This is a genomic window from Pseudorhodoferax soli (assembly GCF_003337555.1).
Lineage (GTDB): Bacteria > Pseudomonadota > Gammaproteobacteria > Burkholderiales > Burkholderiaceae_C > Pseudorhodoferax > Pseudorhodoferax soli.
The window spans coordinates 44,564-68,846 of record NZ_QPJK01000001.1 but is presented as its reverse complement, the minus strand read 5'-3'; the positions used below and the strand labels follow the sequence as shown (position 1 = coordinate 68,846).

At 70.8% G+C, this 24,283-nt stretch carries 21 protein-coding genes; 16 read left to right on the top strand and 5 right to left on the bottom strand.

Translation table 11 applies throughout. The annotated features are described in order from the left end of the window. Nucleotides 1-17 precede the first annotated feature (17 nt). From DES41_RS00320 to DES41_RS00305, 4 genes are read left to right on the top strand one after another with little or no spacing between them, the layout of a single operon-like run. Nucleotides 18-1,220, top strand: a complete 1,203-nt coding sequence (locus DES41_RS00320; RefSeq protein ID WP_114464884.1) for an ABC transporter substrate-binding protein — start codon at nucleotides 18-20, stop codon at nucleotides 1,218-1,220. Then, nucleotides 1,220-3,568, top strand: coding sequence for a sensor histidine kinase (locus DES41_RS00315; RefSeq protein WP_114464882.1), 2,349 nt, complete (start codon nucleotides 1,220-1,222; stop codon nucleotides 3,566-3,568). The genes DES41_RS00320 and DES41_RS00315 overlap by 1 nt, the downstream gene beginning before the upstream one ends. Beyond that, nucleotides 3,565-5,871 carry a sensor histidine kinase gene (locus DES41_RS00310; protein WP_114464880.1) on the top strand — a complete coding sequence of 769 codons (2,307 nt, stop codon included), beginning with the start codon at nucleotides 3,565-3,567 and terminating at the stop codon, nucleotides 5,869-5,871. The genes DES41_RS00315 and DES41_RS00310 overlap by 4 nt, the downstream gene beginning before the upstream one ends. Continuing rightward, entirely contained in the window at nucleotides 5,868-8,213 is a 2,346-nt protein-coding gene (locus DES41_RS00305; protein WP_114464878.1) for an ATP-binding protein, read from the top strand. The genes DES41_RS00310 and DES41_RS00305 overlap by 4 nt, the downstream gene beginning before the upstream one ends. Before the next feature lie 81 nt (nucleotides 8,214-8,294). On the opposite strand, the gene DES41_RS00300 is transcribed toward DES41_RS00305, so the two are convergent. The 3 genes from DES41_RS00300 to DES41_RS00290 are packed head-to-tail and all read right to left on the bottom strand — an operon-like array spanning nucleotide 8,295 to nucleotide 11,496. Next, nucleotides 8,295-9,488 carry a CaiB/BaiF CoA transferase family protein gene (locus DES41_RS00300; RefSeq protein ID WP_114464876.1) on the bottom strand — a complete coding sequence of 398 codons (1,194 nt, stop codon included), beginning with the start codon at nucleotides 9,486-9,488 and terminating at the stop codon, nucleotides 8,295-8,297. Next, nucleotides 9,485-10,807, bottom strand: coding sequence for an ATP-binding protein (locus DES41_RS00295; RefSeq protein WP_114464875.1), 1,323 nt, complete (start codon nucleotides 10,805-10,807; stop codon nucleotides 9,485-9,487). The genes DES41_RS00300 and DES41_RS00295 overlap by 4 nt, the downstream gene beginning before the upstream one ends. Nucleotides 10,808-10,839: 32 nt before the next feature. Continuing rightward, nucleotides 10,840-11,496 (bottom strand): response regulator, encoded by a 657-nt coding sequence (locus DES41_RS00290; protein WP_114464873.1) that lies wholly within the window; start codon nucleotides 11,494-11,496, stop codon nucleotides 10,840-10,842. A gap of 119 nt (nucleotides 11,497-11,615) precedes the next feature. On the opposite strand from DES41_RS00290, the gene DES41_RS00285 reads away from it, so the two are divergent. Then, on the top strand, nucleotides 11,616-12,329 hold the full coding sequence (locus tag DES41_RS00285; RefSeq protein ID WP_114464871.1) for a YebC/PmpR family DNA-binding transcriptional regulator: 714 nt from the start codon (nucleotides 11,616-11,618) through the stop codon (nucleotides 12,327-12,329). Nucleotides 12,330-12,433: 104 nt separating this feature from the next. Here DES41_RS00285 and DES41_RS00280 read toward each other — a convergent pair whose 3' ends face one another. Then, nucleotides 12,434-13,366 (bottom strand): M14 family metallopeptidase, encoded by a 933-nt coding sequence (locus tag DES41_RS00280; protein WP_114464869.1) that lies wholly within the window; start codon nucleotides 13,364-13,366, stop codon nucleotides 12,434-12,436. Between the two features lie 116 nt (nucleotides 13,367-13,482). On the opposite strand from DES41_RS00280, the gene DES41_RS00275 reads away from it, so the two are divergent. Then, a complete protein-coding gene (locus DES41_RS00275; protein ID WP_114464867.1) occupies nucleotides 13,483-15,036 on the top strand; it encodes an acyl-CoA synthetase in 1,554 nt (517 codons plus the stop codon). Here the strand turns inward: DES41_RS00275 and DES41_RS00270 are convergent. Continuing rightward, complete coding sequence (locus DES41_RS00270; RefSeq protein WP_114464865.1) at nucleotides 15,033-15,755, bottom strand: GntR family transcriptional regulator; 723 nt, start codon at nucleotides 15,753-15,755, stop codon at nucleotides 15,033-15,035. The genes DES41_RS00275 and DES41_RS00270 overlap by 4 nt on opposite strands. 201 nt (nucleotides 15,756-15,956) lie before the next feature. Between DES41_RS00270 and DES41_RS00265 the strand changes: the two genes are divergently transcribed. The 10 genes from DES41_RS00265 (at nucleotide 15,957) to DES41_RS00220 (ending at nucleotide 24,264) form a co-directional block, all read left to right on the top strand. Then, a complete protein-coding gene (locus tag DES41_RS00265) occupies nucleotides 15,957-17,126 on the top strand; it encodes an ABC transporter substrate-binding protein (protein ID WP_170168053.1) in 1,170 nt (389 codons plus the stop codon). Between the two features lie 60 nt (nucleotides 17,127-17,186). After that, entirely contained in the window at nucleotides 17,187-18,056 is an 870-nt protein-coding gene (locus DES41_RS00260; RefSeq protein ID WP_114464861.1) for a branched-chain amino acid ABC transporter permease, read from the top strand. Beyond that, nucleotides 18,049-19,056: a branched-chain amino acid ABC transporter permease gene (locus DES41_RS00255; RefSeq protein WP_114464859.1), complete on the top strand. Its 1,008-nt coding sequence runs from the start codon at nucleotides 18,049-18,051 to the stop codon at nucleotides 19,054-19,056. The genes DES41_RS00260 and DES41_RS00255 overlap by 8 nt, the downstream gene beginning before the upstream one ends. Next, nucleotides 19,053-19,796: an ABC transporter ATP-binding protein gene (locus tag DES41_RS00250; protein WP_114466754.1), complete on the top strand. Its 744-nt coding sequence runs from the start codon at nucleotides 19,053-19,055 to the stop codon at nucleotides 19,794-19,796. The genes DES41_RS00255 and DES41_RS00250 overlap by 4 nt, the downstream gene beginning before the upstream one ends. Beyond that, nucleotides 19,786-20,499 carry an ABC transporter ATP-binding protein gene (locus DES41_RS00245; protein ID WP_114464857.1) on the top strand — a complete coding sequence of 238 codons (714 nt, stop codon included), beginning with the start codon at nucleotides 19,786-19,788 and terminating at the stop codon, nucleotides 20,497-20,499. Before DES41_RS00250 ends, DES41_RS00245 begins: the two co-directional genes overlap by 11 nt. A gap of 20 nt (nucleotides 20,500-20,519) precedes the next feature. Then, the gene (locus DES41_RS00240; protein WP_114464856.1) at nucleotides 20,520-20,930 is read left to right on the top strand and encodes a RidA family protein; all 411 of its coding nucleotides are present in this window, start codon (nucleotides 20,520-20,522) and stop codon (nucleotides 20,928-20,930) included. Between the two features lie 320 nt (nucleotides 20,931-21,250). Further along, entirely contained in the window at nucleotides 21,251-21,913 is a 663-nt protein-coding gene (locus tag DES41_RS00235; RefSeq protein WP_114464854.1) for an RraA family protein, read from the top strand. A 26-nt stretch (nucleotides 21,914-21,939) separates the two neighbouring features. Further along, entirely contained in the window at nucleotides 21,940-22,596 is a 657-nt protein-coding gene (locus DES41_RS00230) for an RraA family protein (protein ID WP_114464852.1), read from the top strand. Beyond that, nucleotides 22,593-23,261, top strand: a complete 669-nt coding sequence (locus DES41_RS00225; protein ID WP_114464850.1) for a 4-carboxy-4-hydroxy-2-oxoadipate aldolase/oxaloacetate decarboxylase — start codon at nucleotides 22,593-22,595, stop codon at nucleotides 23,259-23,261. Before DES41_RS00230 ends, DES41_RS00225 begins: the two co-directional genes overlap by 4 nt. A gap of 10 nt (nucleotides 23,262-23,271) precedes the next feature. After that, nucleotides 23,272-24,264: a PDR/VanB family oxidoreductase gene (locus DES41_RS00220; protein ID WP_114464848.1), complete on the top strand. Its 993-nt coding sequence runs from the start codon at nucleotides 23,272-23,274 to the stop codon at nucleotides 24,262-24,264. Nucleotides 24,265-24,283: the final 19 nt, after the last annotated feature.

Genomic DNA, 24,283 nt, shown 5'->3' with positions numbered 1-24,283 from the left:
CATCGTTCGGTGACGATATGAATGAACAAGAATCGAGGGAGTTCTTCGGCGACGACGAGGACGTCCACGCGAGCACGCCGACAGGCCTGCGCAGCACCTGGGCCGAGGAGGCTGGTTGCAAGAACTGGCGGAGGCGGTCGTTGGCCTGCCTCCTTGTGGCAGCGTGCTGCCTCGCAGGCTGCGGTCCCAAGCCGCCGATCCGCATCGGCTTGCTGGTAGGCCTGTCCGACCGCACGGCGGTGTTCAGCGAGGACGGACGCAACGGGGTGATGCTGGCCATCGAGGAGCGCAACCAGGCAGGTGGCGTGGCGGGGCGGCAACTGGAGCTGGTCGTGCAGGACTACGGCACGGGCCCGGAGAAGGCCACCGCGGCGGTGCAAGCGCTGATCGATGCGCGGGTCGACACCGTGATCGGCCCCTATTCGAGCGATGTCGCCGTGCAGATGCTGCCGCAGATCGACAAGGCCCGGTTGCTGGTGCTGAGCCCTGTCGTGTCGGCTGTGGCGTTGGCGGGCAAGAACGACTACCTGGTCCGGCTCAACCGCACGACCCGCGACAACGCGCGTGACCTGGCGCGCCGGCTGTATGAACGTGGCCAACGGCGTGTGGCTTTGGCCACCGACGTGCGCAATCCCGCGTACTACGTGTCCTTGCGCGACGACTTCCGGCTGGCATTCACCGAACTCGGGGGCACGGTGGTGGCCGACGCAGAGTTCGGCCGCGACCCGGACACCTCGTTCGAGAACGTGGTGCGCACCATGTTGGTCGGCCGGCCGGACGGGCTGGTGGCGTGCACCACCAGCGTGGACGCGGCGCTGATTGCGCAGCAGGCGGTCAAGCAGACGCGAGGCATCCCGATCACGGCGGTCTACGGCAGCGAGGCGCTGATCGAACTGGGTGGCCAGGCCGTCGAAGGCATGCTGGTGGCGCAGGCCCACGACCGCGCGGACACCTCGCCGGGCTACCAGGCCTTCCACCGTGCCTACATGGCGCGCTTTGGCCGGGAGCCCACCTACAGCGCAATCTTTTCCTACGACGCTGTGACGGTGGCCACCGAGGCCTTGGCGCGCTCCGCGCAGGGTGAGTCCTTGCGCGATGCCGTGCTGCGCAACCAGCCCTACCAGGGCGTGCAGGAGCCGATCCGCTTCGACCGCTTCGGTGACAGTGCGCGTGCTGCGTACTACAGCATCGTGCGCAACGGCCAGTTCGTGCCCCTGTGATGCGGCACGCGGCAGCCTGGGGCGTTTGGTCGCTGCGCAGCCATCTGTCGGCGCTGCTGATGGCGACGATGCTGCTGACGCTGGCGGTGGTGGGCGCCGTGGTGCTGGCCTATGGCATTCCGCGGCTGGAGCGTGCCAGCCGGGTCGCGCTGCGCCATGAGGTGGGCGAGATGGCCGAGCGCATGGAACTGCTGTTGCGCACGCGGCAGACCCGGCTCGAGCTGGTGGAGCTTCTGCTGCACGACATGGCGCCGCAGCATTACAACAGCTTGCTCGACAAGAGCGTGCGCAATGGAAACACGCTGCGCGTGGTCTACCGGGTCTCTGCGCAAGGCCGCGTGGAGGCGGTGGGCTTGCCGGCCGCGCTGCAGGCGCGGCGCGCCGATCTGCTGGGCAGCGACGTGTCGGCCAACAGCCTGTTCCGCGCTGTTCCCACGAAGACCGGCGTCGTCTGGAGCGGCAGGTACCGCTCCATCTTGACGGGCGATCTCACTGCCGGCATGGCCTATCGGGACGGTGACGGCCACGTGATGATTGCCGAAGTACCGATCGGTACCTTGCTGGGCACGGTCGAACTGGCCGCGGGCGGGCGCTCGTCGTCCATCTGGGTCGTCGACCGGAGCGGCGAGATCATCGCGCACACGGGCCAGGGCGACGACGTGGGCAAGCTCAACATTCGCAACTGGCCGCTGATGCAGGATCTGCTGCAAGGCCGCGAGGTGGCGACGCGCCTGCGCTTTCAGGGCGGCGACTTCCATGTGGCCGCTGCCCATTCCCGTGCGCTGGACTGGTACTTCGTTGCGAAGGCCCCGGCGGGGCTGGCCAACCCGGAGGTGTTGACCCTGGTGCTGCACGTGGCCACGGCGTTCGCAGCTTGTGCCGTGATCGGCTTGCTGATGGCGCCGTTCTGGGCCAGCCGCTTGGTGCGGCCGTTGCAGAGGATCGTGGCCCGGGCGGCGCAGACCACGGCCGGCGGCGCGCTGGATCTGTCCTGGCCACACGGGTCGGTTGCGGAGTTCAACCGCCTGTCGAGTGATCTGGAGCGGATGGCGATGACGCTGCAGGAGCGCGAGCAGACAGCCCAGGCCATCTTCAATGCAGCACCCGTGCCGATGACGGTACGCGACCGCGACAACGAGTACCGGTTTGTGGACGTCAACAGTGTCTGGTGCCGCGAGCTGGGGCGCGACCGCGCGCAGGTTCTCGGACGCACGTCGCGCGAAATCGGGCTGTGGACGGATGACGGAGCGGCCGCGCGCGTGCAGCAACGCGTGTTGAACAACGAGGCACTCGAAGACGCCTGGCTCCTGCGCGGCGATGGCTCCAGGCTGATGATGCAGCTGTATGGCAGGTTGGTGGATCTGCCCAGCGCAAGGCTGACCATCGGCGTGTGTGTGGACGTGAGCCCGATGCGCCGCATCGAAGCCGAGCTGCGCGATCTCAACCAGCAACTCGAAGCGCGCGTGGAGCGGCGCACCGCGGCCCTGGCGGCATCCCACGAGGCGCTGTCCCAAACGGTGGCGCAGTTGCGCACGGCCCAGGACGAACTGGTGCGCTCCGAGAAAATGGCGGCGCTCGGCCATCTGGTGGCGGGTGTGGCGCACGAACTGAACACGCCGCTGGGCAATGGCGTCATGGCGGTCAGCGCCCTGGCCCATGCCATGCAACGCTTCAAGGCGGGCGCGGCCGACGGTGTGAAACGGGCCGATCTGGCGCAACTGGTGGACAGCGTGGCGCAGTGCGTGGACATCGCAGAACGCAATCTGCGCCGCGCGGCAGAGTTGGTCCAGAGTTTCAAGCAGGTCGCGGTGGACCAGACCAGTTCGCAGCGGCGCCGCTTCGAGATCAGCGAGGTCGTGCACGAGACCGTGGTGAGCCTGCGGCCCAGCTTCAGCCGCACACCCTACCGCATCGAGGTGGACGTGCCTGCGAGCGGCTTGCAGCTGGACAGCTACCCCGGCGCGCTGGGCCAGGCGCTGAGCAACCTGGTTCAGAACGCGCTGCTGCACGGTTTCGAAGGCCGCGACCGCGGTACGGTGCGGATCACCGCTGGGCGCGACGCCACTTGCGCTGACGACCGGCGCATCTGGCTGTGCGTGGCCGACGACGGGCACCCCATCGCGCCCGAGCACGTCGACCACATCTTCGAGCCCTTCATGACGACGAAGATGGGGCGCGCGGGGACGGGCCTGGGCCTGCACATCAGCCACAACGCGGTCGTCGATGTGCTGGGCGGCACGTTGACGGTGCGCAGCGTGGAGGGCGAGGGCAGCCGCTTCGAACTGCGGCTGCCGGCCAGCGCGCCAGCGCAACGGCCGAGCGACTTCGGCGCCATGGGCTCTGCATGAAGCAGCGGGCCTGGCGTCTGCGCAGCCACCTGGCGGCCTTGTTGCTGGCCACCATGGGGCTGAGCTTCACGGTGATCGTCGTCTCCGGGCTGCTGTGGCGGCTGCCGCAGCTCGAACTGGACAGCCGGCGCCTGTTGCGCCAGCAGACCCACGACGTGGCCGCGCGCATGGACCTGCTGCTGGCGGCACGCCAGGCGCGCCTGATCCTGCTGGCTGCCGTGCTGCGCGGCGACGACGCGGCGGCCGACGGCGCGCTGCTGCAGACCCATGTGGGCGCCGGCCAGGAGTTCCAGGCGCTGTACCTGCTGTCGCCAGCTGGGCAGGTGCGTGCGCTGGCGCTGCCTGCCGCGGGCTTGGCGGCCGAGTGGGTCGGGCGCGACCTGTCGGACAACCCGCTGTACCGCGGTGTGCGCACGGGCCGCGACGCCGCCTGGAGCGGCAGCCAGCCGTCGCTGCTCGGCAGCACGCCGGCCGTCGGCCTGGCCTACCGCCGCAACGACGGTGCCGTGCTGATCGGTGAGGCGTCGGCCGCGTTCCTGCAGGAGGTGATGCAGACCGCGGCGGACGACCGCACGTCCGATGTCTGGCTGGTGGATGGCACTGCCAACATCCGCGCCGACACCGAACAGGGCCGCTACGTGGGGCAGCTGCAGCTGGACGGCTGGCCGCTGCTGCAGGCGGCGCTCGCTGGCACCGAGCCGCCGGGCGGCTTCTCGCTGGAGCAGCGCAGCTACTGGGCCGTGGCGGTGCCGGCCACGCGGCTGGGCTGGGTCGTGGTTGGCCGCACGCCGGCCGGCTGGGCCCATCCCGCCGTGCGCGAGTTGCTGCCTTACGCGGCCGTCGTCGTCGCCGGCTCCGTCGCCATCGGCCTGTGGATCGCGTCGGTCTGGGCCCGCCGCATGAGCCGGTCGCTGCAGGACATCCTGGCGCGCGCGGCGCGCACGACCGCCGGCGCTGCCGCGGGCCACAGCTGGCCGCGCGGCAGCGTGCGCGAGTTCAACGCCGTCTCCAGCGATCTCGAGGGCATGGCGGCTGCGCTGCAGGCGCGCCAGCAGAAGTTCCAGGCCATCTTCAATGCCGTGCCGGTGGCCGCCGCTGTGGTCGACGCCGACAACGGCGGCCGCGCGCTCGACGTGAACGAGGCCTGGTGCCGCGTGCTGGGGCACCGGCGCGAGGACGTGCTGGGACGCACCGCCGTGGAGGTCGGCGTGTTTTCGGCCGAGCAACTGGCGCGGATCGCGCCCATGCAGGGCGACAGCATGGCGCTGGAGATTCCGATGTGGCGCCGCGACGGCCAGCCGGTGCAGATGCTGTCTTTCGGCCAGCGCGTGCGCCTGCCGAACGCGCACTGGGTGGTGTGGACCAACGTGGACGTGACGGCGCTGCGCTGTGTCGAGCGCGAACTGCAGGCGCTGAACCAGGAGCTGGAGCAGCGCGTGGCGCAGCGCACGCAGGCCCTGTCCGATGCCAACGCGCAGCTGGCACGCACGGCCGAGCAGCTGCGCCTGGCGCAGGACGAACTGGTGCATTCGGAGAAGATGGCCGCGCTGGGCGCGCTGGTGGCCGGCGTCGCACACGAGCTGAACACGCCGTTGGGCAATGGCGTGATGGCGGTCAGCGCGGTGGCCGACGAGGCGCGCCGCTTCCGCGCGCTGGCGCAGTCCGGCATCCGGCGTGCCGACCTGCGCCAGCTGACCGACAGCGTGGAGCAGGGCATCGACATCGCGCAGCGCAACCTGCGCCGCGCCGCCGACCTGGTGCAGAGCTTCAAGCAGGTGGCGGTGGACCAGACCAGTGCGCGGCGCCGCCGCTTCGAGCTCGGCGAGGTAGTGCACGAGATGGTGGTGAGCCTGCAGCCCAGCTTCAGCCGCACGCCCTACCGCATCGAGACCGAGGTGCCGGCCACCGGCCTGCTGCTGGACAGCTACCCCGGCGCGCTGGGCCAGACCATCGGCAACCTGATCCAGAACGCCGCGCTGCACGGCTTCGACGGGCGCGACCACGGCACGGTGCGGCTGTCCGCCGGGCGCGCCGACGACGGCCAGTTCTGGCTGCATGTGGCCGACGACGGCAAGGGCATCGCGCCGGAGCACATCGACCGCATCTTCGAGCCCTTCATGACCACCCGGATGGGCCGCGGCGGCAGCGGGCTGGGGCTGCACATCAGCTACAACGCGGTGGTCAACGTGCTGGGCGGCGCGCTGACGGTGCACAGCGTGCCGGGGCAGGGCGCCTGCTTCATGCTGCGCCTGCCGAGCGAGGCGCCGCAGTCTGCGCCGGCTGCGCTGGAGCCGCTGCCATGAAGCCGCACGCCTGGCGGCTCGCCGACCACCTGACCGCCCTGCTGCTGGTGGCGATGCTGGTCAGCTCCGCGCTGGCCGGCGGCGCGCTGCTGCTCTACCGCATCCCCGAGATCGGGCGCCAGGGTCAGGCGCTGCTGCAGCGCGAAGTCGATGGCATGGCCGCGCGCCTGGTGCTGCTGCCGCAGACCGTGGAGGGCCAGCTGGCGCAGGTGGGCATGCTGCTCGACCAGGTTCCGGCCGGCCAGGCCGACAGCCTGCTCGACACCAGCATCGACAACGCCCAGGTGGCGGTGGCGATGTACCGGCTCGGACCCGATGGCCGGATCCAGCAGCTCGGGCTGCCACGTGCGCAGCGCGACCGGCGTGCCGCGCTGCTTGGACGCGACCTGTCGCGCAGCCGGCTGTTCGCATCGCTGCCCGGCGGGGCTGGCATGGCCTGGGACGGCGGCCACCTGTCGCCGGTCAGCGGCGCGCCGACGCTGGCGGCCGCCGTGCGCGATCGGCAGGGCCATGCCATCGTGGTCGAGCTGTCGGCCGAGGCACTGGTGCGGACGGTGGCCCTGGTGGTGGGCGGCGATGCCGCGCCCATGTGGGTGGTCGGCCCGGGCGGCGACGTCGTCGCGCACACCGTCGCCGGCGCGCCCGACCGGCCGGACCTGCAGGCCTGGCTGCAGGCGGCGGCCGCGGCGCCGGCGGCAGCTGCGCCCGTGCTGCGCTGGGACGGCCGCGCCTGGCTGGCGGCCGTGGCCGCCGTGCCCGCCCTGGGCTGGCGCATCGTCGGCCGCATGCCGTCGGGGCTGGACCACCCGCAGGTGCGCCAGCTGCTGGTCTACAACGGCCTCGCGGTGGCGGCCAGCCTGCTGGCGGCCATCGTCATGGCGCTGCTGTGGGCGCGCCGCATGGGGCGGCCGCTGCAGCAGACCGTTGCGCGTGCGCGCCGTGCCATGGCCGGCGAATTGCCGCTGGCGCCGGCACAGCGCAGCACGGTGGTCGAGTTCAATCAGCTGGCGCAGGAGATCGAGGCGATGGCCGTGGTACTGCACGAGCGTGAACTCAGCTGGCAGAGCATCTTCGATGCGGCGCCGCTGGCGATGGGCGTCAGCGACACCCGCGACGCCATGCGGCTGCTGGCCGTCAACGCTGCCTGGTGCCGCGACTTCGGCTTTGCGCGCGAGGAGGCGGTCGGCCGCAGCCCGGTGGAGCTGGGCATGTTCGCCGAGCCGCCCACCCGGGAGGCGATGGATGCGGTCATCGCGGCCGGCCCGGTGCAGACCGAACTGCGCTTGCTGCGGCGCGACCGCCAGGAGCTGCTGATCGTGATGTTCGGTCCGCACCCGGTGCCCGGGTCCGACCGCGAGGTGATCTGGGCCTCGATGGACATCGGTCCGCTGCGCCAGGCCGAGCACGCGGTGCGCGAACTGAATCAGCAGCTCGAGGCCCGCGTGGCGCAGCGCACCGAGGCCCTGGCCGGCACCCACGCGGCGCTGACGCAGACCGTGGAGCAGCTGCGCCTGGCCCAGGCCGAGCTCGTGCATGCCGAGAAGATGGCGGCGCTGGGTGCGCTGGTGGCTGGCATCGCGCACGAACTGCAGACGCCGCTGGGCAACAGCCTGTTGGCCCTGGGCAGCCTGGTGGAGGTGCTGGAGTGCTTCCAGCAGGCCAGCCAGGCCGGCCTGCGCCGGGCCGATTTGCAGACCTTCCTGGCTGGCGTGGAGGAGGGCGCCGAGATCGCCGAGCGCAGCCTGCGCCGGGCTGCCGATCTGGTGCAGAACTTCAAGCAGGTGGCGGTCGACCAGACCAGCGCGCAGCGGCGGCCCTTCGAACTGCACGCCGTGGTGCGCGACATGGCGGCGAGCCTGCGCCCCGGCCTGGCCGGCACACCCTACGCGATCGATGTCGAGTTGCCGGCCAGCGGCCTGCTGCTGGACAGCTACCCCGGCGCGCTGGGCCAGACGCTGGGACAACTGGTGCACAACGCCGTGCTGCACGGCTTTGCCGGGCGCGACCATGGCCGCGTGCACATCACGGGCGGGCGCGGCGAAGACGGCCAGGTCTGGCTGCGCGTGGCGGACGATGGCTGGGGCATCGCGGCGGAGCGCCTCGCGGGACTGTTCGATCCCTTCGCGGCCGGCCGGGCCGGGCCTGGCACGTCGACCGGCCCGCGCGGCGCGGGCCTGGGCCTGTACATCGCCGCCAATGCGGTGGCCACGCTGCTGGGCGGCCGCCTGACGGTGCACAGCACGCAGGGCCAGGGCGCCTGCTTCGAGCTGCGCCTGCCAGACAGCGCACCGGGGCGGCGCAGCGCTGGCGGCGACACGCCAGCGCCATGGCAGCCGGCATAGAGCGACTGCGCCGGCCCCCCCGGCCCGCGGTGCGGGCATGCCGCCACGGGCATGCCGGCGGCCTGCGCCAGGCCGCCTGCGTCAGCCCGCGGTTATGCGGCGCGCGCGCAGGTCGGCGATCTGGGCCTCGGCGTAGCCCAGCTCGCACAGCAGCGCCTCGCCGTGCTCGCCGGTGGCCGGCGGCTGCAGCCGGATGCCGGGCCGCTGACCGTCCAGCGTGAGCGGCAGCAGCGGCACCTTGGCCATCTGGCCATCGTTCATGCGCAGCGCGCCGAAGCCGCCGCTGGCGTTGAGGTGCGGATCGTCGAAGAGTTCCTGCGGCTTCACGATCGGCGCGAACGGCAGCTCGTTGGCCTCGAACACGGCCGCCAGTTCGGCCGCGTCGTACCCCGCGAGGTGCGCGCGCAGGATGGGCAGCAGCCAGTCGCGCGCGCGCACGCGGTCGTTGTTGCTCGCCAGGCGCGGGTCGGCCAGCAGCTCCTGCAGGCCGAATGCATTGCAGAACACCGTCCACTGCTTGTCGCTGACAGCGGCCAGGAAGATCTGCGCACCGTCCTTGACCGTGAACACGTCGTACACGGCCCAGGCCGAGATGCGGCTGGGCATGGGGTCCGCCGCGCGGCCGGTGGCGGCGAACTGCATCATGTGCTGCATGACCAGGAACACGTTGTTCTCGAACAGCGCCGACTGCACCTCGCAGCCCTGGCCGGTCTGCTCGCGCTGGCGCAGTGCGGCCATGGCGCCGATGGCACCGAACATGCCGCCCATGATGTCGTTGACGCTGGTGCCGGCGCGCAGCGGGTCGCCGCTGCGGCCGGTCATGTAGGCCAGGCCGCCCATCATCTGCACCACTTCGTCCAGCGCGGTGCGGTTCTCGTACGGCCCTGGCAGGAAGCCCTTGTGGCTCACGTAGATCACGCCCGGGTTGAGCTTCTTGACGCTGGCGTGGTCCAGTCCGAGCTTGGCCATGGTGCCGGGCTTGAAGTTCTCGCTCACGATGTCGGCCGTGGCCACCAGGCGCAGCGCGGCCTCGCGGCCCTCGGGCTGCTTCAGGTCCAGCGCGATGCTCTTCTTGTTGCGGTTGAAGGCCGGGAAGAAGCCGGCGCCCGCGCCGAGCAGGCGGCGCGTGTTGTCGCCCTCCAGCGGCTCGACCTTGATGACCTCGGCGCCCAGGTCGCCCAGCAGCATGCCGCAGGTCGGGCCCATCACCATGTGGGTGAACTCGACGATGCGGATGTCGGCGTAGGGCAGGGGCGGGGCGGCGGTGTCTGTCATGCGGTGGGGGTGTCGGGGGCGAAGCGCAGCGTGGCGGCCAGGCCGCCCAGGCGCGGGGAGGAGTCCAGCCGCAGTGTCGCACCGTGGCGTTCGGCGATGGCCTGCGCGATGGTCAGGCCCAGCCCGCTGCCGCCGGCCGCGGCGCCGGGGCTGCGGTAGAAGCGTTCGAACACGCGGGCGCGCTCGGCCGGCGCAATGCCGGGCCCGCTGTCGTGCACGGCCACACCGTGCGGGCCCAGCACCAGGTCGACGCGGCCGCCCTCGGGGCTGTACTTGATGGCGTTGTCCAGCAGGTTGCGCAGCAGGATGGCCAGCGCATCGGCATCGCCGCGCACGGCGGGTAGCGCGTCTGCGTCGCCCTCGGTCTCCAGGCCCAGGTCGATGCCGCGCGCCTGGGCCTGCGGCAGGGCCTCGGCCACGGCCTGGCGGGCCAGCGGCGCCAGGGCCAGCGGCGGCAGCGGGGCGCCGTCGCGCACGGCGGCTTCCTGGCGCGCCAGCAACAGCAGCTGTTGCATGAGCCGGATGGCACGGTCGATGCCCAGCTGCAGCCGCGCCAGCGCGGTGGCGCGCGCGCTCTCGTCGGCTGCGCGTTCCACGGCCTGGGCCTGCAGCTTGAGCGCGGCCAGCGGCGAACGCAGTTCGTGTGCGGCGTTGGCGACGAAGGCGCGCTGCGCGGCGAAGGCCTGGTCCAGCCGGCCGAACAAGGCGTTGATCTCGTCCACCAGCGGCAGCACCTCGTCCGGCAGGCCGGTGCCCTGCAGCGGCGACAGGTCGTCCGCCGCGCGCAGCGCGACCTCGGCGCGGGTGCGCGCCAGCGGCGCCAGCGAGCGGCTGATGCCCCACCAGGCCAGCAACATGAGCAGCGGCGCCATGAGCGCCATCGGCAGCGTGGCGCGCAGCGCCAGCGCCCGCGCGCGGGCCTGGCGCGCGTCCAGGTTCTGCGCGATCTGGACGGTCTGGTAGGGGCTTTGCACGCTGTAGACGCGGTAGTGCACGCCGTCCAGCCGCGCGTCCGAGAAGCCCAGCACGGCCCGGGGCGGCAACGGCGTGGGCACGGAGCGGAACAGCTGCACGCCGTCCGGGCCCCAGATCTGCACCAGGTACTCTTCGCTGCCGTCCACATCCCGCGCGGGCGGTGCCAGCGGCAGGCCGCCGCGCAATGCGTGCGCCATCTGCTGCAGGTGGTAGTCGAACATCTCGTCGGCCTGGCGCAGCGCGCTGCGCCAGGCGGTGCCGGCCAGCACGGCGGCGGCCAGCACGATGATGGTCATCACGTAGGCGAGCAGCCGGCGCTGGAGCGAGTGGCGTGCGTTGTTCATTCCCTGGGGCATTGCTCAGGCACCACTCGGCATCACTTGGGCATCAGGTAGCCCAGCCCGCGCACGTTCTGGATCAGGCCGGGGCCGAGCTTCTTGCGCAGGCCGTGGATGTAGACCTCCACGGCGTTGGAGCTGATGTCGTCCTTCCAGCCGTAGAGCTTCTCCTCGAGCTGGGCGCGCGAGAACACCACGCCGGGCCGGGCCATCAGCGTCTCCAGCACCGCCCACTCGCGCGCCGACAGCACGATGGGTTCGCCGCCCTTGCTGGCCTCGCGCGTGGCCGGGTTGAGCGCCACGTCCTGGTAGCGCACCACCGGATCGGCGCGGCCATGGGCGCGGCGGATCAGCGCGTGGATGCGGGCCAGCAGTTCGTCCAGGTCGTAGGGCTTGAGCACGTAGTCGTCGGCACCGGCATTGAGGCCGGCCACGCGCTCGGCCACGGCGTCGCGTGCCGTCACGATCAGCACCGGCGCGGTGTCCTGGCGCGCACGCAGCGCGCGCAACACCTCCAGGCCGTCGCGCCGGGGCAGGCCCAGGTCGAGCAGCACGAGGTCGTAGCGCTCGGCCTTGAGCGCGGTGTCGGCCATCTCGCCGTCGCGCACCCAGTCCACGGCGAAGTGCTCGGCCCGCAGGAGGTCGAGCACGGTCTCGCCGATCATGGTGTCGTCCTCGACCAGAAGCAGTCGCATGGGAAAGTCCTCGTTGCGGGGATTATCCCGAGGCCGGCGGCGCGAAACTGAAGCGGGGCTGAAAGCCGGCCGCGGTCCCGGTCATGGCCTAATAGCGGGTTTCTTCAAGGAGATGCGACATGGGCGCACAGTGGAAATCGAAGGGCAAGGAGCTGGTGGCCAACGCCAAGGGCAAGCTGTTCAGCAAGCTGGCCAAAGACATCATGCTGGCCGCACGCGCCGGTGCCGACCCGGCCGGCAATTCCAAGCTGCGGCTGGTGGTGGAACAGGCGCGCAAGGCCTCCATGCCCAAGGACACGCTGGACCGCGCAATCAAGAAGGGCGCGGGCCTGACCGGCGAGGCCGTGCACTTCGACCATGTGATCTACGAAGGCTTTGCGCCGCACCGCGTGCCGGTGATGGTGGAGTGCCTGACCGACAACGTGAACCGCACGGCGCCCGAGATGCGCGTGCTGTTCCGCAAGGGGCAGCTGGGCACCTCGGGCTCGGTGTCCTGGGACTTCGACCATGTGGGCATGGTCGAGGCCGAGCCGGCCGCCGCCGGCGCCGACCCCGAACTGGCCGCGATCGAAGCCGGTGCGCAGGACTTCGAGCCGGGCCACGAGGAAGGCAGCACGCTGTTCCTGACCGATCCGGGCGACCTGGACCTGGTGAGCCGCGCACTGCCGGCCCATGGTTTCACGGTGCTGTCGGCCAAGCTCGGCTACAAGGCCAAGAACCCGATCGATCCGGCCAGTCTGTCGCCCGCGGAACTCGAGGAGGTCGAGGCCTTCCTGGCCGCCATCGACGCCAACGACGACGTGCAGAACCTGTTCGTCGGCCTGGCCGGCTAACTGACCAGCGCACCGGCCGCAGCAGCCTGCCGTTGCCGGTGTGCAGCAGTGCGCCGCCCGGTGCCTGGCGCGCACCGCGGGCCGGCCCGTAGCCGCCGGCTGCGTCAGTCCAGCGGCTTGGTGAGGTACACGGCCTCGCGGCCCACGATGGGCTCGCGCGTGGGCATGAAGACCGTGCAGTCGTTGCAGGGCGCGACGATGGCGTGCGGCCCGTCGGTGGCGATGAGTTCGCCCTGGGCGAAGCTCTCCAGCCCGATCAGCGGGCGCGTGAAGTGGAAGTCGGTGGTGCGCACGAGGTGCGTCTCGAGCAGCTCGAAGCGCAGCTGCGGCTGGGCGGGGGCCTTGGCCGGCGCATCGACGAGGCCGAAGTGCGCGAGGAAGTCCAAGGTCACGGCGGTCGCGAGGTCCGAGGAGGCCTGCTGGAAATGCTGGCCGCACTCGGCCACCAGCGCCACGCCGGGCCCCGGCCCCTCGCTGCCGTGCGTGCCGTACTGGATCAGTGGCGTGCCCGAACCCAGGCCGCGGGGCATGACCAGGTGCAGGGCCGGGCGGCCGATGGCCAGCGCCACGGCGGCATTGCGCGAAAACGCGGGGTACACCCAGAACGGCGGCACGGCCTGGCTGGTGGAGTGGATGTCCAGGATGTGGTCCGCCGCCTCGACCACGCCGCGCAGCGCGCGGGCGCGCTGCAGTTCGGGGCTGTCCTCGGCGCCGTCCAGCCAGTCGGTGGACCAGATGCGGTTCATGTTGTGCACCAGCTGCCGGCTCTCGAACGGGCGCTCGATGTCGAAGCTCTCGTAGGCCGCCACGTTGGCGAAGCTCACCGTGAGCGTGCCGATCTTCGGCCGCACGCCGCCGTCCAGCAGATGCGTCGCAGCCACCATGCCGCAGATCTCGTTGCCGTGCGTCAGCGCATTGATGAGCACATGCGGGCCGGGCTTGCCAGAGGTGAAGCGGTGCACGTAATCGACACCGGTGTTGCCCTGCCGGTAGGCCGACAGGTCGCGCGGCAAGACTTCGAGTGGGGGTGTGGTCATCGGGTCATCTTACGATCCAGTGGTGCGCGGCAAGCACCGTGATAAATTGAATTCAAAATAGAATCCTATTTTATTTGTGCATTGACATGCGCCCACAAGCCAAGGAGACGACGCCCATGACCACCGCCACTTCCCCACGCCGCCAGACGCTGGCCGACCTCTTGCGCCGCACCCGCCTGCGCTACCCCGCCAAGACCGCCATCCGCTGCGGCACGGTGTCGTGGACTTATGCGGAACTGGACGACACCTGCACCCGCCTGGCCCGCGGCCTGGCCGGGCAGGGCGTGGCCGCCGGCGACCGCGTGGCCGTGCTGGCGCGCAACTCGCATGCCTTCGTCGCGCTGCGCTTCGCGGTGGCGCGGCTGGGCGCCGTGCTGGTGCCGATCAACTTCATGCTCAACGCCGAGGAGGTCCGCTACATCCTCGACCACTCGGGCGCCAGCCTGCTCGCCATGGACAGCCTCTCGGCCGCCGTGGCACGCGAGGCCGCCGCCGGCACGGCCGTGCGCCAGCAGGTCTGGCTGCCCGGTGAGGACGCATCGGAGCCGGTGCCGGGCCTGCCGACGTTCGACGCGCTGCTGCTCGACGGCCCCGCGCTGCCCGAACCCGCGCTCGACCACGACGCGCTGGCCCAGATCATCTACACCAGCGGCACCGAGTCGCGGCCCAAGGGCGCCATGCTCACGCACGCGGCGGTCATCGCCGAATACGTCACCTGCCTGGTCGACGCCGAGATCGCGCATGGCGACGTGGTGCTGCACGCGCTGCCGCTGTACCACTGCGCCCAGCTCGACGTGTTCCTGGGCCCCTGCATCTACGTGGGTGCCACCAACGTCATCACTGGCAAGCCCACCGCCGAAAACCTGCTGGCGCTGATGGGCCGCGAGGGCATCACCTCGTTCTTCGCGCCGCCCACGGTCTGGATCGGCCTGCTGCGCGCGCCGCAGTTCGACACCACCGACCTCACGCGCCTGGCCAAGGGCTACTACGGCGCGTCCATCATGCCGGTGGAGGTGTTGAAAGAGATCCTGCGCCGCCTGCCCGGCACACGGCTGTGGAACCTGTACGGCCAGACCGAGATCGCGCCCGTGGCCACCGTGCTGCTGCCCGAAGACCAGCTGCGCAAGGCCGGCTCTGCCGGCCGCGCCGCGCTGAACGTGGAGACCCGCATCGTCGACGACGCCATGCAGGACGTGGCGCCCGGCCAGGTCGGCGAGATCGTGCACCGCTCGCCGCAACTGCTCAGCGGCTACTACCGCGACCCCGAGCGCACGGCCGCGGCCTTCGAGGGCGGCTGGTTCCACAGCGGCGACCTCGGCATGCTCGACGACGAGGGCTACCTCACCGTGGTCGACCGCAAAAAGGACATGATCAAGACCGGGGGCGAGAACGTGGCCAGCCGCGAGGTCGAAGAAGTGCTGTACGGCATCGAGGGCGTGTCCGAGGTCGCCGTGATCGGCCTGCCGGATGCCAAGTGGATCGAGGCCGTCACGGCAGTCATCGTCCTCAAGCCAGGCAGCATGCTCGACGAGGCCGGGGTGATCGCCGCCGCCTGCACGCGCCTGGCGCATTTCAAGGTGCCCAAGCGCGTGCACTTCGTCGACGCGCTGCCCAAGAACCCCAGCGGCAAGCTGCTCAAGCGCGAGCTGCGCCGGCTCTACGACAACTAGGAAGCGGGCCGCCGGGACTTCGCGCCGGCCGGCAGGTCCGGCCCCGCACCGGGCAGCTCGATCGGCACGCCGAACTCGGCGCTGTAGCGGTGCTTCTCCATCTCGCCGATGCAGCGCGCGCGGTCGTGCGCGGCCAGCGCGTCCAGTAGCCGGGCGTGTTCGTCCAGCGTACGGGCGCGGTCGTCGGCGCGCTCGTACTTGTTCCACATCAGCGGCTCGGCCATGGCCCACAGCCGCCGCACCTCTTCCAGGATCAGGTTGTTCGGCGACAGGCTGAACATGCGGAAGTGGAACTGCCGGTTCAGTTCGATCAGGCCGCGGATGTCGACCGCCGCCGCCTTCTCGCGCATGCCGTCGTTCAACGCGCGCAGCATGGCCAGCGTCTCATCGTCCGGCCAGCGGATCGTGCTCATCAACTCCGTTTCCAGCAGGTGCAGCATGCGGCGGATCTGCGCGTGCTCGCCTGGCGCGCGCTTGGTCACGAAGTAGCCCTGGTTGCGCCGGTGCACCAGCAGCCCCTGGTCGGCCAGCACGTTCATGGCCTCGCGCAGCGGCACGCGGCTGACCTCCAACTGCTCGGCCATCTCTTCCTGGCGGATCTGCTCGCCCGGGCTCAGCTCGCCGTTGACGATCATGGCTTTCAACTGCTGCAGCGTGTGCGCCATGGCGCCGCGGGCCTTTTCGGGCGTGGGTTTCGGGGTGGTCGCGGTGTCGGTCATGGCATGCCTGCAGAGCGTCCGGCGCAAAAGGTGCCGGGCAGAAGTGGCAGATGCTAGCGCCCCTGTCGCCTAGGGGGAACCCCAATCCCATTCAAAATTGAATTCAATATGATCTAACGCAATTGAATGCGATGCCGAATGTTCGGCGGCTGCGCTCAAGTCCACCCACGGCAGACCTCGAAGAGGCAGAAGGAGACAAGGATGCGCAGAACATGGACCCGCGTGGCGGGATGGTTGCTGGCTGGCACGCTGGCCTGCGCAGCGCAGGCGCAGGAGACGCTCAAGGTCGGCGTGCTCATGAGCTACTCCGGCGTCAGCGCGCTGGCTGGCCAGTCCACCGACAACATCATCAAGCTGTACCAGACCAAGTACGGCAGCGAGGCCGGCGGCCGCAAGCTGGAGTTCGTGCGGCGCGACAGCACCGGCCCCAACCCCGAGGTGGCGCGCCGGCTGGCCCAGGAACTCATCGTGCGCGAGAAGGTGCAGATCCTGATCGGCCCGGACTTCACGCCCAACGTGTTGGCCGTGGCACCGCTGATCACCGAGGCCAAGGTGCCGGCCATCATCACCGGCGCGGCCACGCAGGGCATCGTCGGCGAGAAGTCGCCGTACTACCTGCGCACCTTCTTCTCCGTGCCGCAGGTGGTGCGGCCGATGGCCCAGTGGGCCGCCAAGAACGGCATCAGGAAGGTCGCCGTGATCGTCGCCGACTACGGTCCGGGCCAGGACGCCGAGGCCACCTTCGCCAAGAGCTTCGCCGAGGCGGGCGGCAGCATCGCCACCACCATCAAGGTGCCCGTGCGCAACCCCGAGTTCTCGGGCTACATGCAGCGCCTGAAGGACGCCAACGCCGACGCGGTGTTCGTCTTCATGCCCATCGGCGAGCTGTCGCTGCAGTTCCTCAAGGCCTATGCGGATGCGGGCTTGAAAGACGGCAAGCTCAAGCTGCTGGCCACCTCCGACGTGACCGACGAGACCACGCTGGACGCCACCGGCGACGCCGCGCTGGGCGCCATCACGGCCGGCAACTACTCGCCGCTGCACGACTCGGCGCTGAACCGCGAATTCGCCGCCGCCTACGACAAGGCCGTGGGCAAGACGCCGCGCCTGTCGCTGTACCACCCGGTGATGTGGGACGCGATGCACATCCTGTACAGCGCGCTGGAGGCGCAGCGCGGCGCCAAGTTCGATGCCGACAAGTTCATGGCCTCGGCGCGCGGCATGGCCTTCGAGAGTCCGCGCGGCCCCATCGCCATCGACAAGCAGACCGGCGACATCGTGCAGAACACCTACATCCGCCGCGTCGAACGCGTGAACGGCGTGCTGCAGAACGTCGAGTTCGACGTCGTCAAGAACGTGCCGGCCAAGTAGGCCGGTTCAGGCACACGCCCGCCACCCATTCAACGCCACGCCCCGCGCGTGGCTCCCACGATGATTCTCCTCACCACCCTGTTCAACGGGTTGGCCTACGGCATCTTGCTGTTCGTCATGGCCGTCGGCCTGTCCATCACCATGGGCATGATGCGCTTCGTCAACCTGGCGCACGTGAGCCTGTGCATGCTGGGCGGCTACGTGTCGGCCAGCGCCATGGAGCTGTGGGGCCTGCCGTTCCTGGCCACGCTGCCGTTGGCCTTCGTGGCCACCGCGCTGTTCTCGGTCGCGCTCGAGCGGCTGGTGCTGCGGCACTTCTACGGCGCCGACGACCTGACCCAGGTGCTGCTGACGATCGGCCTGGTGTTCATGTCGGTGTCGGCCGCGGCCTTCGTCTGGGGGCCGTCGTTCAAGCCGGTCGACGTGCCGGCCTGGCTGACCGGCCGCGCCGCGGTGCTGGGCCTGGAGCTGGAGCGCTACCGGCTGTTCCTGCTCGCGGTGGGCGGGCTGCTCACGGCCGCCATCTTCTTCGGCCTGGAGCGCACACGCTTCGGCGCCATGGTGCGCGCCTGCGTGGACAACCGCCGCGCCGCCTCGGCCTGCGGGCTGGACACGCACAAGGTCTTCGCGCTGACCTTCGCCATCGGCGGCGGCCTGGCGGGCCTGGGCGGCGCGCTGTCGGCCAGCCTGCTCGGGCTGGATCCGAATTTCCCGTTCCGTTACCTCGTCTACATGCTGATCGTGGTCTCGGTCGGCGGCATGGGCACCATCCTCGGTTCGCTCGCGGCGGCGCTGTTCATCGGCGTGGCCGACGTGGCCAGCAAGTACTACCTGCCGGCCGCGGGCGGCTCGATCATCTACCTCGTGACCGTCGCGGTCATGCTATGGCGGCCCGAAGGCCTGCTGGGCCGCAAGGTGCGCCATGCGTGAGTTACCGCACGCCTTCTTCCGCGCCCGCGCGCGCTGGAGCACCTGGGAAACCGCGTTCTGGCTCTGCTGGGCCATCGCGTTCTTCGTGCCCGGCGCCAACCTCGCGCTGCTGACCCAGGTGCTCGTCTGGGGCCTGTTCGCGCTGTCGCTGGACCTGCTGCTGGGCTACCGCGGCATTCCCTCACTGGGCCACGCGGCCTTCTTCGGCATCGGCGCCTACACCGCGGGCTACCTCGGCAAATTCGGCTGGACCGAGCCGATCTCGGGCCTGGTGCTTGCGGCGCTGATGGCCGGCATCACCGGCCTGGCCACCGGCCGCATCGTGCGCGGCCTGCATGGCGTGGGCCTGCTCATGGTCACGCTGGGGCTGAACCTGCTGCTGTACGACTTCGTGCACCGCTCCACCGAACTCACGGGCGGCGACGACGGCCTGCAGGGCATCACCATCGCGCCGGTGCTGGGCCTGTTCCGCTTCGACATGTTCGGCCGCACCGGCTATGTCTACGTGCTGGCCGTGGTGTTCGTGCTGTTCCTGCTGGTGCGTGCGCTGCTGCACTCCGCCTGGGGCCTGGCGCTGCTGGGCGCACGCGACAACGCACGGCGCATGACCATGCTGGGCGCGCCCGTGGCCGGCGACCTGACCTGGGCCTTCGGCATCTCCGCCGCGCTCGCCGGTGTGGCCGGTGCGCTGCTCACGCAGACCACGCAGTTCGTCTCGCCCGAGGTCATGTCGTTCCAGCGCTCGGCCGACCTGCTGGTGGTGCTGGTGATCGGCGGCGCGGCCATGCTGTACGGCGGCTTCGCGGGCGCGCTGGTGTTCCTGGTGCTGCGCGACCTGCTGGCGGCGCTGAACCCGATCTACTGGTACTTCTGGATCGGCCTGGTGCTGGTGCTGATCGTGAGCTTCTTCCGCAAGGGCATCCTGCCGACGCTGCGCGCGGCGTGGCAGCGCCGCGCGGCCGCACGGCAGGCATTGCCGGCCCCGGAGGTGGCGCGATGAGCGACACCGTACTGGCCACGCGCGGCCTGGGCATGTCCTTCGGCGGCCTGCGTGTGTTCGCAGGCATCGACTTCGCCCTCGCGCGCGGCGAGCGCCATGCCGTGATTGGTCCCAACGGCGCGGGCAAGAGCACCTTCGTCGCGATCGTCACCGGGCTGCTGCGGCCGACGGCCGGTGCCGTGCTGCTCGACGGGCACGACGTGACGCGCAGCAGCGCCGGCGAGCGCGTGGCCGCGGGCATCGTGCGCACCTTCCAGATCAACACGCTGTTCCCGTCGCTGACGCCGCTCGAATCCGTGGTGCTGGCGCTGTGCCAGCGCGACAAGCAGGCCCGGCCTTCGTTGCGCGCGCTGCGGCGTTGCACGGCGCAGATCGACGAGGCCGCCGACTTGCTCGAACGCTTCGGCCTGGCCGACGACGCGCAGCTGCCGACGCAAGAACTGGCCTACGGCCAGCAGCGTTTGCTGGAGGTGGTGCTGGCCTACGCCCTGCGCCCGCGCGTGCTGCTGCTCGACGAGCCTGCCGCAGGCCTGTCGACCACGCAGGGCCATGCGCTGTTCGAGCGCCTGGCGCAGCTGACCGAGGGCACGACGCTGCTGTTCATCGAGCACGACATGAACATCGTGTTCCGCTACGCCCAGCGCGTGACCGTGCTGGCCGGCGGCAGCCTGCTCGCCCAGGGAACCCCTGACGAGATCCGCGCCCACGCAGGCGTCCGAAAGGCCTACCTTGGAAACTAGTGCCGCCTTGCTCGAAGTGCGCGACCTGCAGGCCGGCTACGGCGCCTCGCGCGTGCTGCATGGCCTCAGCCTCACGCTGCACGCGGGCGAAACGCTGGTCGTCGTCGGCCGCAACGGCGTGGGCAAGACCACGCTCGTGGAAACCATCATCGGCCTGACCGACCACCACGGCGGCGACATCCTGCTCGATGGCGCACCGGTGCAGGCACTCGCGCCGCACCTGCGCAACCGCGCAGGCATCGCCTGGGTGCCGCAGCAGCGCGAGGTGTTTCCCTCGCTCACGGTGGAGGAGAACCTCCAGGTGGTCGCGCGGCCCGGCGACTGGACGCTGGCACGCGTCTACGAACTCTTCCCGCGGCTGGCCGAGCGCCGTCGCAACCACGGCGACGAGTTGTCCGGCGGCGAGCAGCAGATGCTGGCGCTGGGCCGCGCGCTGATGACCAACCCACGCGTGCTGCTGCTCGACGAGCCGGTCGAGGGCCTGGCGCCCATCGTCGTCGAGGAGATGCTGAACGCCATCGACCGCATGCGCGCCACCGGCCGCATGGGCATCGTGCTGGTCGAGCAGAAGTACGACCTCGCGCTGGCGCGCTCCGAGCGCTGCATCGTCATCGACCACGGCGCCGTGGTCCACACCGGCCCCAGTGCCGCGCTGCTGGCCGACCAGGCGCTGATCGACCGCCACCTCGGCCTATCGCATTGACCTTCAAGGAGAGACCCACCATGTCCAGTTCCACCACCACCCGCCGCCCGCGCTCGATCGAGGTCGAAGGCGTGACCCACGGCGCCGCGCCCATTCCGATGGCCGCCCGCGTCGGCAACATCCTGATGACGTCCGGCGTGATGGGCAAAGACCCCGCCACCGACACCTTGCCGGCCGACGGCCCGTCGCAAGCGCGCTTCCTGTTCCAGAACCTGGGCACGCTGCTGGCGAACGGGGGCGCCACCCTGGACGACGTGGTGCGCATCACCGTCTTCGTGAAGGACAACGGCCAGCGCGAGGCGATCAACGCCGAATGGGTCAAGTGCTTCCCGGACCCGCACGACCGGCCGGCCCGGCATACGCAGGTGGTGGATCTGCCGGGCGTGATGCTCGTGCAGCTCGAAGCCATCGCTGTCATTCAGGAGCGTTGAGATGAAACGATTCCACGGTATGTGCCCTGACCGCGCCGACGGTGTACTCCGCTCCGCGAATGTCCCCCGCCCCGGGCCGCAGGCGGCCCGGGGCTCCTCCTTGATTTCGCTGCGTGGAGCACACCATCGTCGTGGTCCAGCAGCGTCGCATCGCACGACTCCGCACGACGCGATGTGTTTAGGGTCGAGGGTACTGGGTGGCCCCTGCAGCGAAATAAAGGAGGAGCCTGGGCCGCCTGCGGCCCTGGCGGGGGACATTCGCGGAAGGGGCCACCCGGTGGCCTCGACCGGCGCGCAACGCAGCAAGGCGGATCACTGACATGGCAGACGACTTCGTCAAGCGCCTGAACAGGCTGGACTGCTGCGCCGTCTCCGACGCCATGGACAAACTCGGCCTTGCAGGTGGCGTCAGCGGGCTCGGGCAGCGCGCCAGCACGCGCCGCATCGCCGGCCGCGTCGTCACCTACAAGCTGGTGCCCAAGGACCAGGCGCCCGTGGTGTCCGGCCCGCCGCGTCACCTGGGCACCACCGCCATCGAGGCCGCGCAGCCCGGCGACGTCATCGTGGTGGAGCAGCGCACCGGCCTTGATGCGGGCTCCTGGGGCGGCATCCTGTCGCTCGCTGCCAAGGTGCGCGGCGTGGCCGGCGTGATCGCCGACGGCCCCGTGCGCGACATCGACGAGGCCCGCGGCTACGACTTCCCCGTCTACTGCCGCAGCCTCACGGCCCGCACCGCGCGTGGGCGCGTGGCCGAGGCCTTCACCAACGAGCCCGTCACCATCGGCGAGATCACCGTCCACCCCGGCGACTACGCCATCGCCGACGCCAGCGGCGTGGTCTTCGTGCGCGCCGACGACATCGCCCGGCTGCTCGACGCGGCCGAGGCCATCGCCGGCCGCGAGGCCGCCATGGCCCGCGCGCTGATGGCCGGCCAGCCCGTGAGCCAGGTCATGGGCGCCGACTACGAACACATGCTGCGCTGACAGCGCCACCGAACCCGAGGACCACCATGACCGACAAGAACGTCACGCGCGCCAGCGCTCTCGACACCGCCACCCTCAGCGATGCGCTGGACAAGCACGGCCTGAACGGCCAGTGCTACCGCATCAAGCCGCGCAGCACCGATTCGCGCATGACCGGCCGCGCTTGGACGCTGCTCTATGGCCCCGCCGGTGTGCCCGCCGGCACCGTGGGCGACTACATCGACGATGTGGCGCCCGGCAGCGTGATCGTGCTGGACAACGGCGGGCGTGACAACGCCACCGTCTGGGGCGACATCCTGACCGAGGTGGCGCATGCGAAGGGCATCGCCGGCACGCTGATCGACGGCGTCAACCGCGATGTCGCGCTGAGCCTGCAGCTGGGCTACCCGATCTACAGCCGCGACCACTGGATGCGCACCGGCAAGGACCGCGTGCAGGTCGAGGCCACGGGCGTGCCCGTGAACATCGGCGACGTGCGCGTGTGCCCGGGCGACCTCGTGCGCGGCGATGCCGACGGCGTGGTCGTCATCCCCAAGGCGCAGGAAGACCAGGTGCTGGCCACGGCCGAGGCCATCCAGCAGGCCGAGGACGCCATCCGCGCGTCGGTGCGCGCCGGATTGAGCCTGCGCGAGGCGCGCGTGCAGCACGGCTACCACCAGCTGCAGACGCGGGAGGCGAAATGAGCACCGGATTGCCGCGGCCGGCCGGTCCAACCATCCGGGACGCCATCGAGCGCGTGGACGCTGCCACCGTGGCCGCCGCGCGCGCATTGCCTGCCGCCACGCTGCACGAGGCCGGTGGCCGCATTGGCGTGCTGCCGTCCGCCATCAAGCCGGTGGCGCCCGCCTTCCGCGTCTGCGGGCCGGCCGTCACCGTGCAGTCGCCGGGGGGAGACAACCTCTGGCTGCACCGCGCGCTGTACATCGCCGCGCCCGGGGACGTGCTGGTGGTGCACGTGAGCGGCGCGCACGACTTCGGCTACTGGGGCGAGATCATGTCGGCCGCGGCCAACGCGCGCCAGCTCGGCGGCCTGGTCATCGACGGCTGTGTGCGCGATGGCGCGGTGCTGGCCGACTTCGGTTTTCCGGTCTTCGCGCGCGGCCTGTGCATCCGCGGCACCGGCAAGGACTTCGGCGCGCGCGGCTGGATCAACCACCCCGTGCTGTTCGAAGACCTCGTGGTGCAGCCCGGCGACCTCATCGTCGGCGACACCGACGGCGTGGTCGCGTTGCCGCGTGCGCGGGCCGCGGAGATCGTGCAGCTGGCCCAGGCGCGCGAAGCCAAGGAGGCCGGCATCGTGCAGCGCATCCAGAGCGGCGAGCGCACGCTCGAGGTCTACAACTTCTGAGCGCGAGGCGATGTCTACCACCCATCCCTTGCTGTCCGTGCGCGTGCACGCCGTGCGCGCCGAGGCGCTGGACGTGCAGTCCTTCGAGCTGCGGGCGCTGGACGGCAGCACGCTGCCGGCCTTCAGCGCCGGGAGCCACATCGATGTCGAGGTCCCGACTGCTGCCGGGCCGCTGCTGCGCCAGTACTCGCTGTGCAACGACCCCCAGGAGCGGCACCGCTACGTGATCGGCGTGGGCCGCGACGTGGCCAGCCGCGGCGGCTCGGTCGCTCTGCACGACCAGCTGCGCACCGGCGCCACGCTGCGCATCAGCGCGCCGCGCAACAACTTCGCGCTCAACGAAGCCGCGCCGCACAGCGTGCTGGTGGCCGGCGGCATCGGCATCACGCCCATGCTGGCGATGGCGCGCCGCCTCGCGCTGCTGGGCCGGCCGTGGACGCTGTACCACTGCGTACGCTCGCCGTGCCGCGCGGCCTTTGCCGAAGAGCTGCAGGCGCTGGCGCCGCCCGGTGGCATGGGTCGGGTGGTCACCGTCGTCGACGGTGTGCCGGGCGCCGCCAGGCTCGACCTGGCCGCGCTGGTGCGCGAGGCCCCGCAGGGCGCGCACTTCTACTGCTGCGGGCCCGTGCCCATGCTCGAAGCCTTCGGCCGCGCCACGGCTGGCGTCGACGATGCGCGTGTGCACGTGGAGTGGTTCAGCGCGCCGGCACCGGCCGCCGCGGCTGAGGCCCCGGCCGGCACCTTCAGTGTGCAGCTCCAACGCAAGAACCGCCGCTTCGACATCCCGGCCGACAAGACCATCCTCGAAGTGCTGCTTGATGGCGGCATCGACGTCGACCACTCGTGCCGAGAAGGCCTGTGCGGCACATGCGAAACGCGCGTGCTGGCGGGCGTGCCCGACCACCGCGACCCCATCCTCGCGGGCCGCAAGGACCCGCCGCAGGACCGGATGCTGATCTGTGTTTCCCGCTGCGCCAGCGCTGAGCTGGTGCTCGACCTTTGACCCCTTCCCTTTTTCCAGG

Excerpts from the sequence above, each read along its gene's own strand:
- DES41_RS00315 (WP_114464882.1), top strand. The coding sequence starts at position 1,220 with ATGCGGCACGCGGCAGCCTGGGGCGTTTGGTCGCTGCGCAGCCATCTG.
- DES41_RS00220 (WP_114464848.1), top strand. The coding sequence starts at position 23,272 with ATGTCTACCACCCATCCCTTGCTGTCCGTGCGCGTGCACGCCGTGCGC.
- DES41_RS00225 (WP_114464850.1), top strand. The coding sequence starts at position 22,593 with ATGAGCACCGGATTGCCGCGGCCGGCCGGTCCAACCATCCGGGACGCC.
- DES41_RS00250 (WP_114466754.1), top strand. The coding sequence starts at position 19,053 with ATGAGCGACACCGTACTGGCCACGCGCGGCCTGGGCATGTCCTTCGGC.
- DES41_RS00270 (WP_114464865.1), bottom strand. The coding sequence starts at position 15,755 with ATGACCGACACCGCGACCACCCCGAAACCCACGCCCGAAAAGGCCCGC.
- DES41_RS00280 (WP_114464869.1), bottom strand. The coding sequence starts at position 13,366 with ATGACCACACCCCCACTCGAAGTCTTGCCGCGCGACCTGTCGGCCTAC.
- DES41_RS00260 (WP_114464861.1), top strand. The coding sequence starts at position 17,187 with ATGATTCTCCTCACCACCCTGTTCAACGGGTTGGCCTACGGCATCTTG.
- DES41_RS00240 (WP_114464856.1), top strand. The coding sequence starts at position 20,520 with ATGTCCAGTTCCACCACCACCCGCCGCCCGCGCTCGATCGAGGTCGAA.
- DES41_RS00275 (WP_114464867.1), top strand. The coding sequence starts at position 13,483 with ATGACCACCGCCACTTCCCCACGCCGCCAGACGCTGGCCGACCTCTTG.
- DES41_RS00230 (WP_114464852.1), top strand. The coding sequence starts at position 21,940 with ATGACCGACAAGAACGTCACGCGCGCCAGCGCTCTCGACACCGCCACC.
- DES41_RS00295 (WP_114464875.1), bottom strand. The coding sequence starts at position 10,807 with ATGAACAACGCACGCCACTCGCTCCAGCGCCGGCTGCTCGCCTACGTG.
- DES41_RS00235 (WP_114464854.1), top strand. The coding sequence starts at position 21,251 with ATGGCAGACGACTTCGTCAAGCGCCTGAACAGGCTGGACTGCTGCGCC.
- DES41_RS00265 (WP_170168053.1), top strand. The coding sequence starts at position 15,957 with ATGCGCAGAACATGGACCCGCGTGGCGGGATGGTTGCTGGCTGGCACG.
- DES41_RS00285 (WP_114464871.1), top strand. The coding sequence starts at position 11,616 with ATGGGCGCACAGTGGAAATCGAAGGGCAAGGAGCTGGTGGCCAACGCC.
- DES41_RS00310 (WP_114464880.1), top strand. The coding sequence starts at position 3,565 with ATGAAGCAGCGGGCCTGGCGTCTGCGCAGCCACCTGGCGGCCTTGTTG.
- DES41_RS00300 (WP_114464876.1), bottom strand. The coding sequence starts at position 9,488 with ATGACAGACACCGCCGCCCCGCCCCTGCCCTACGCCGACATCCGCATC.
- DES41_RS00290 (WP_114464873.1), bottom strand. The coding sequence starts at position 11,496 with ATGCGACTGCTTCTGGTCGAGGACGACACCATGATCGGCGAGACCGTG.
- DES41_RS00255 (WP_114464859.1), top strand. The coding sequence starts at position 18,049 with ATGCGTGAGTTACCGCACGCCTTCTTCCGCGCCCGCGCGCGCTGGAGC.
- DES41_RS00320 (WP_114464884.1), top strand. The coding sequence starts at position 18 with ATGAATGAACAAGAATCGAGGGAGTTCTTCGGCGACGACGAGGACGTC.
- DES41_RS00305 (WP_114464878.1), top strand. The coding sequence starts at position 5,868 with ATGAAGCCGCACGCCTGGCGGCTCGCCGACCACCTGACCGCCCTGCTG.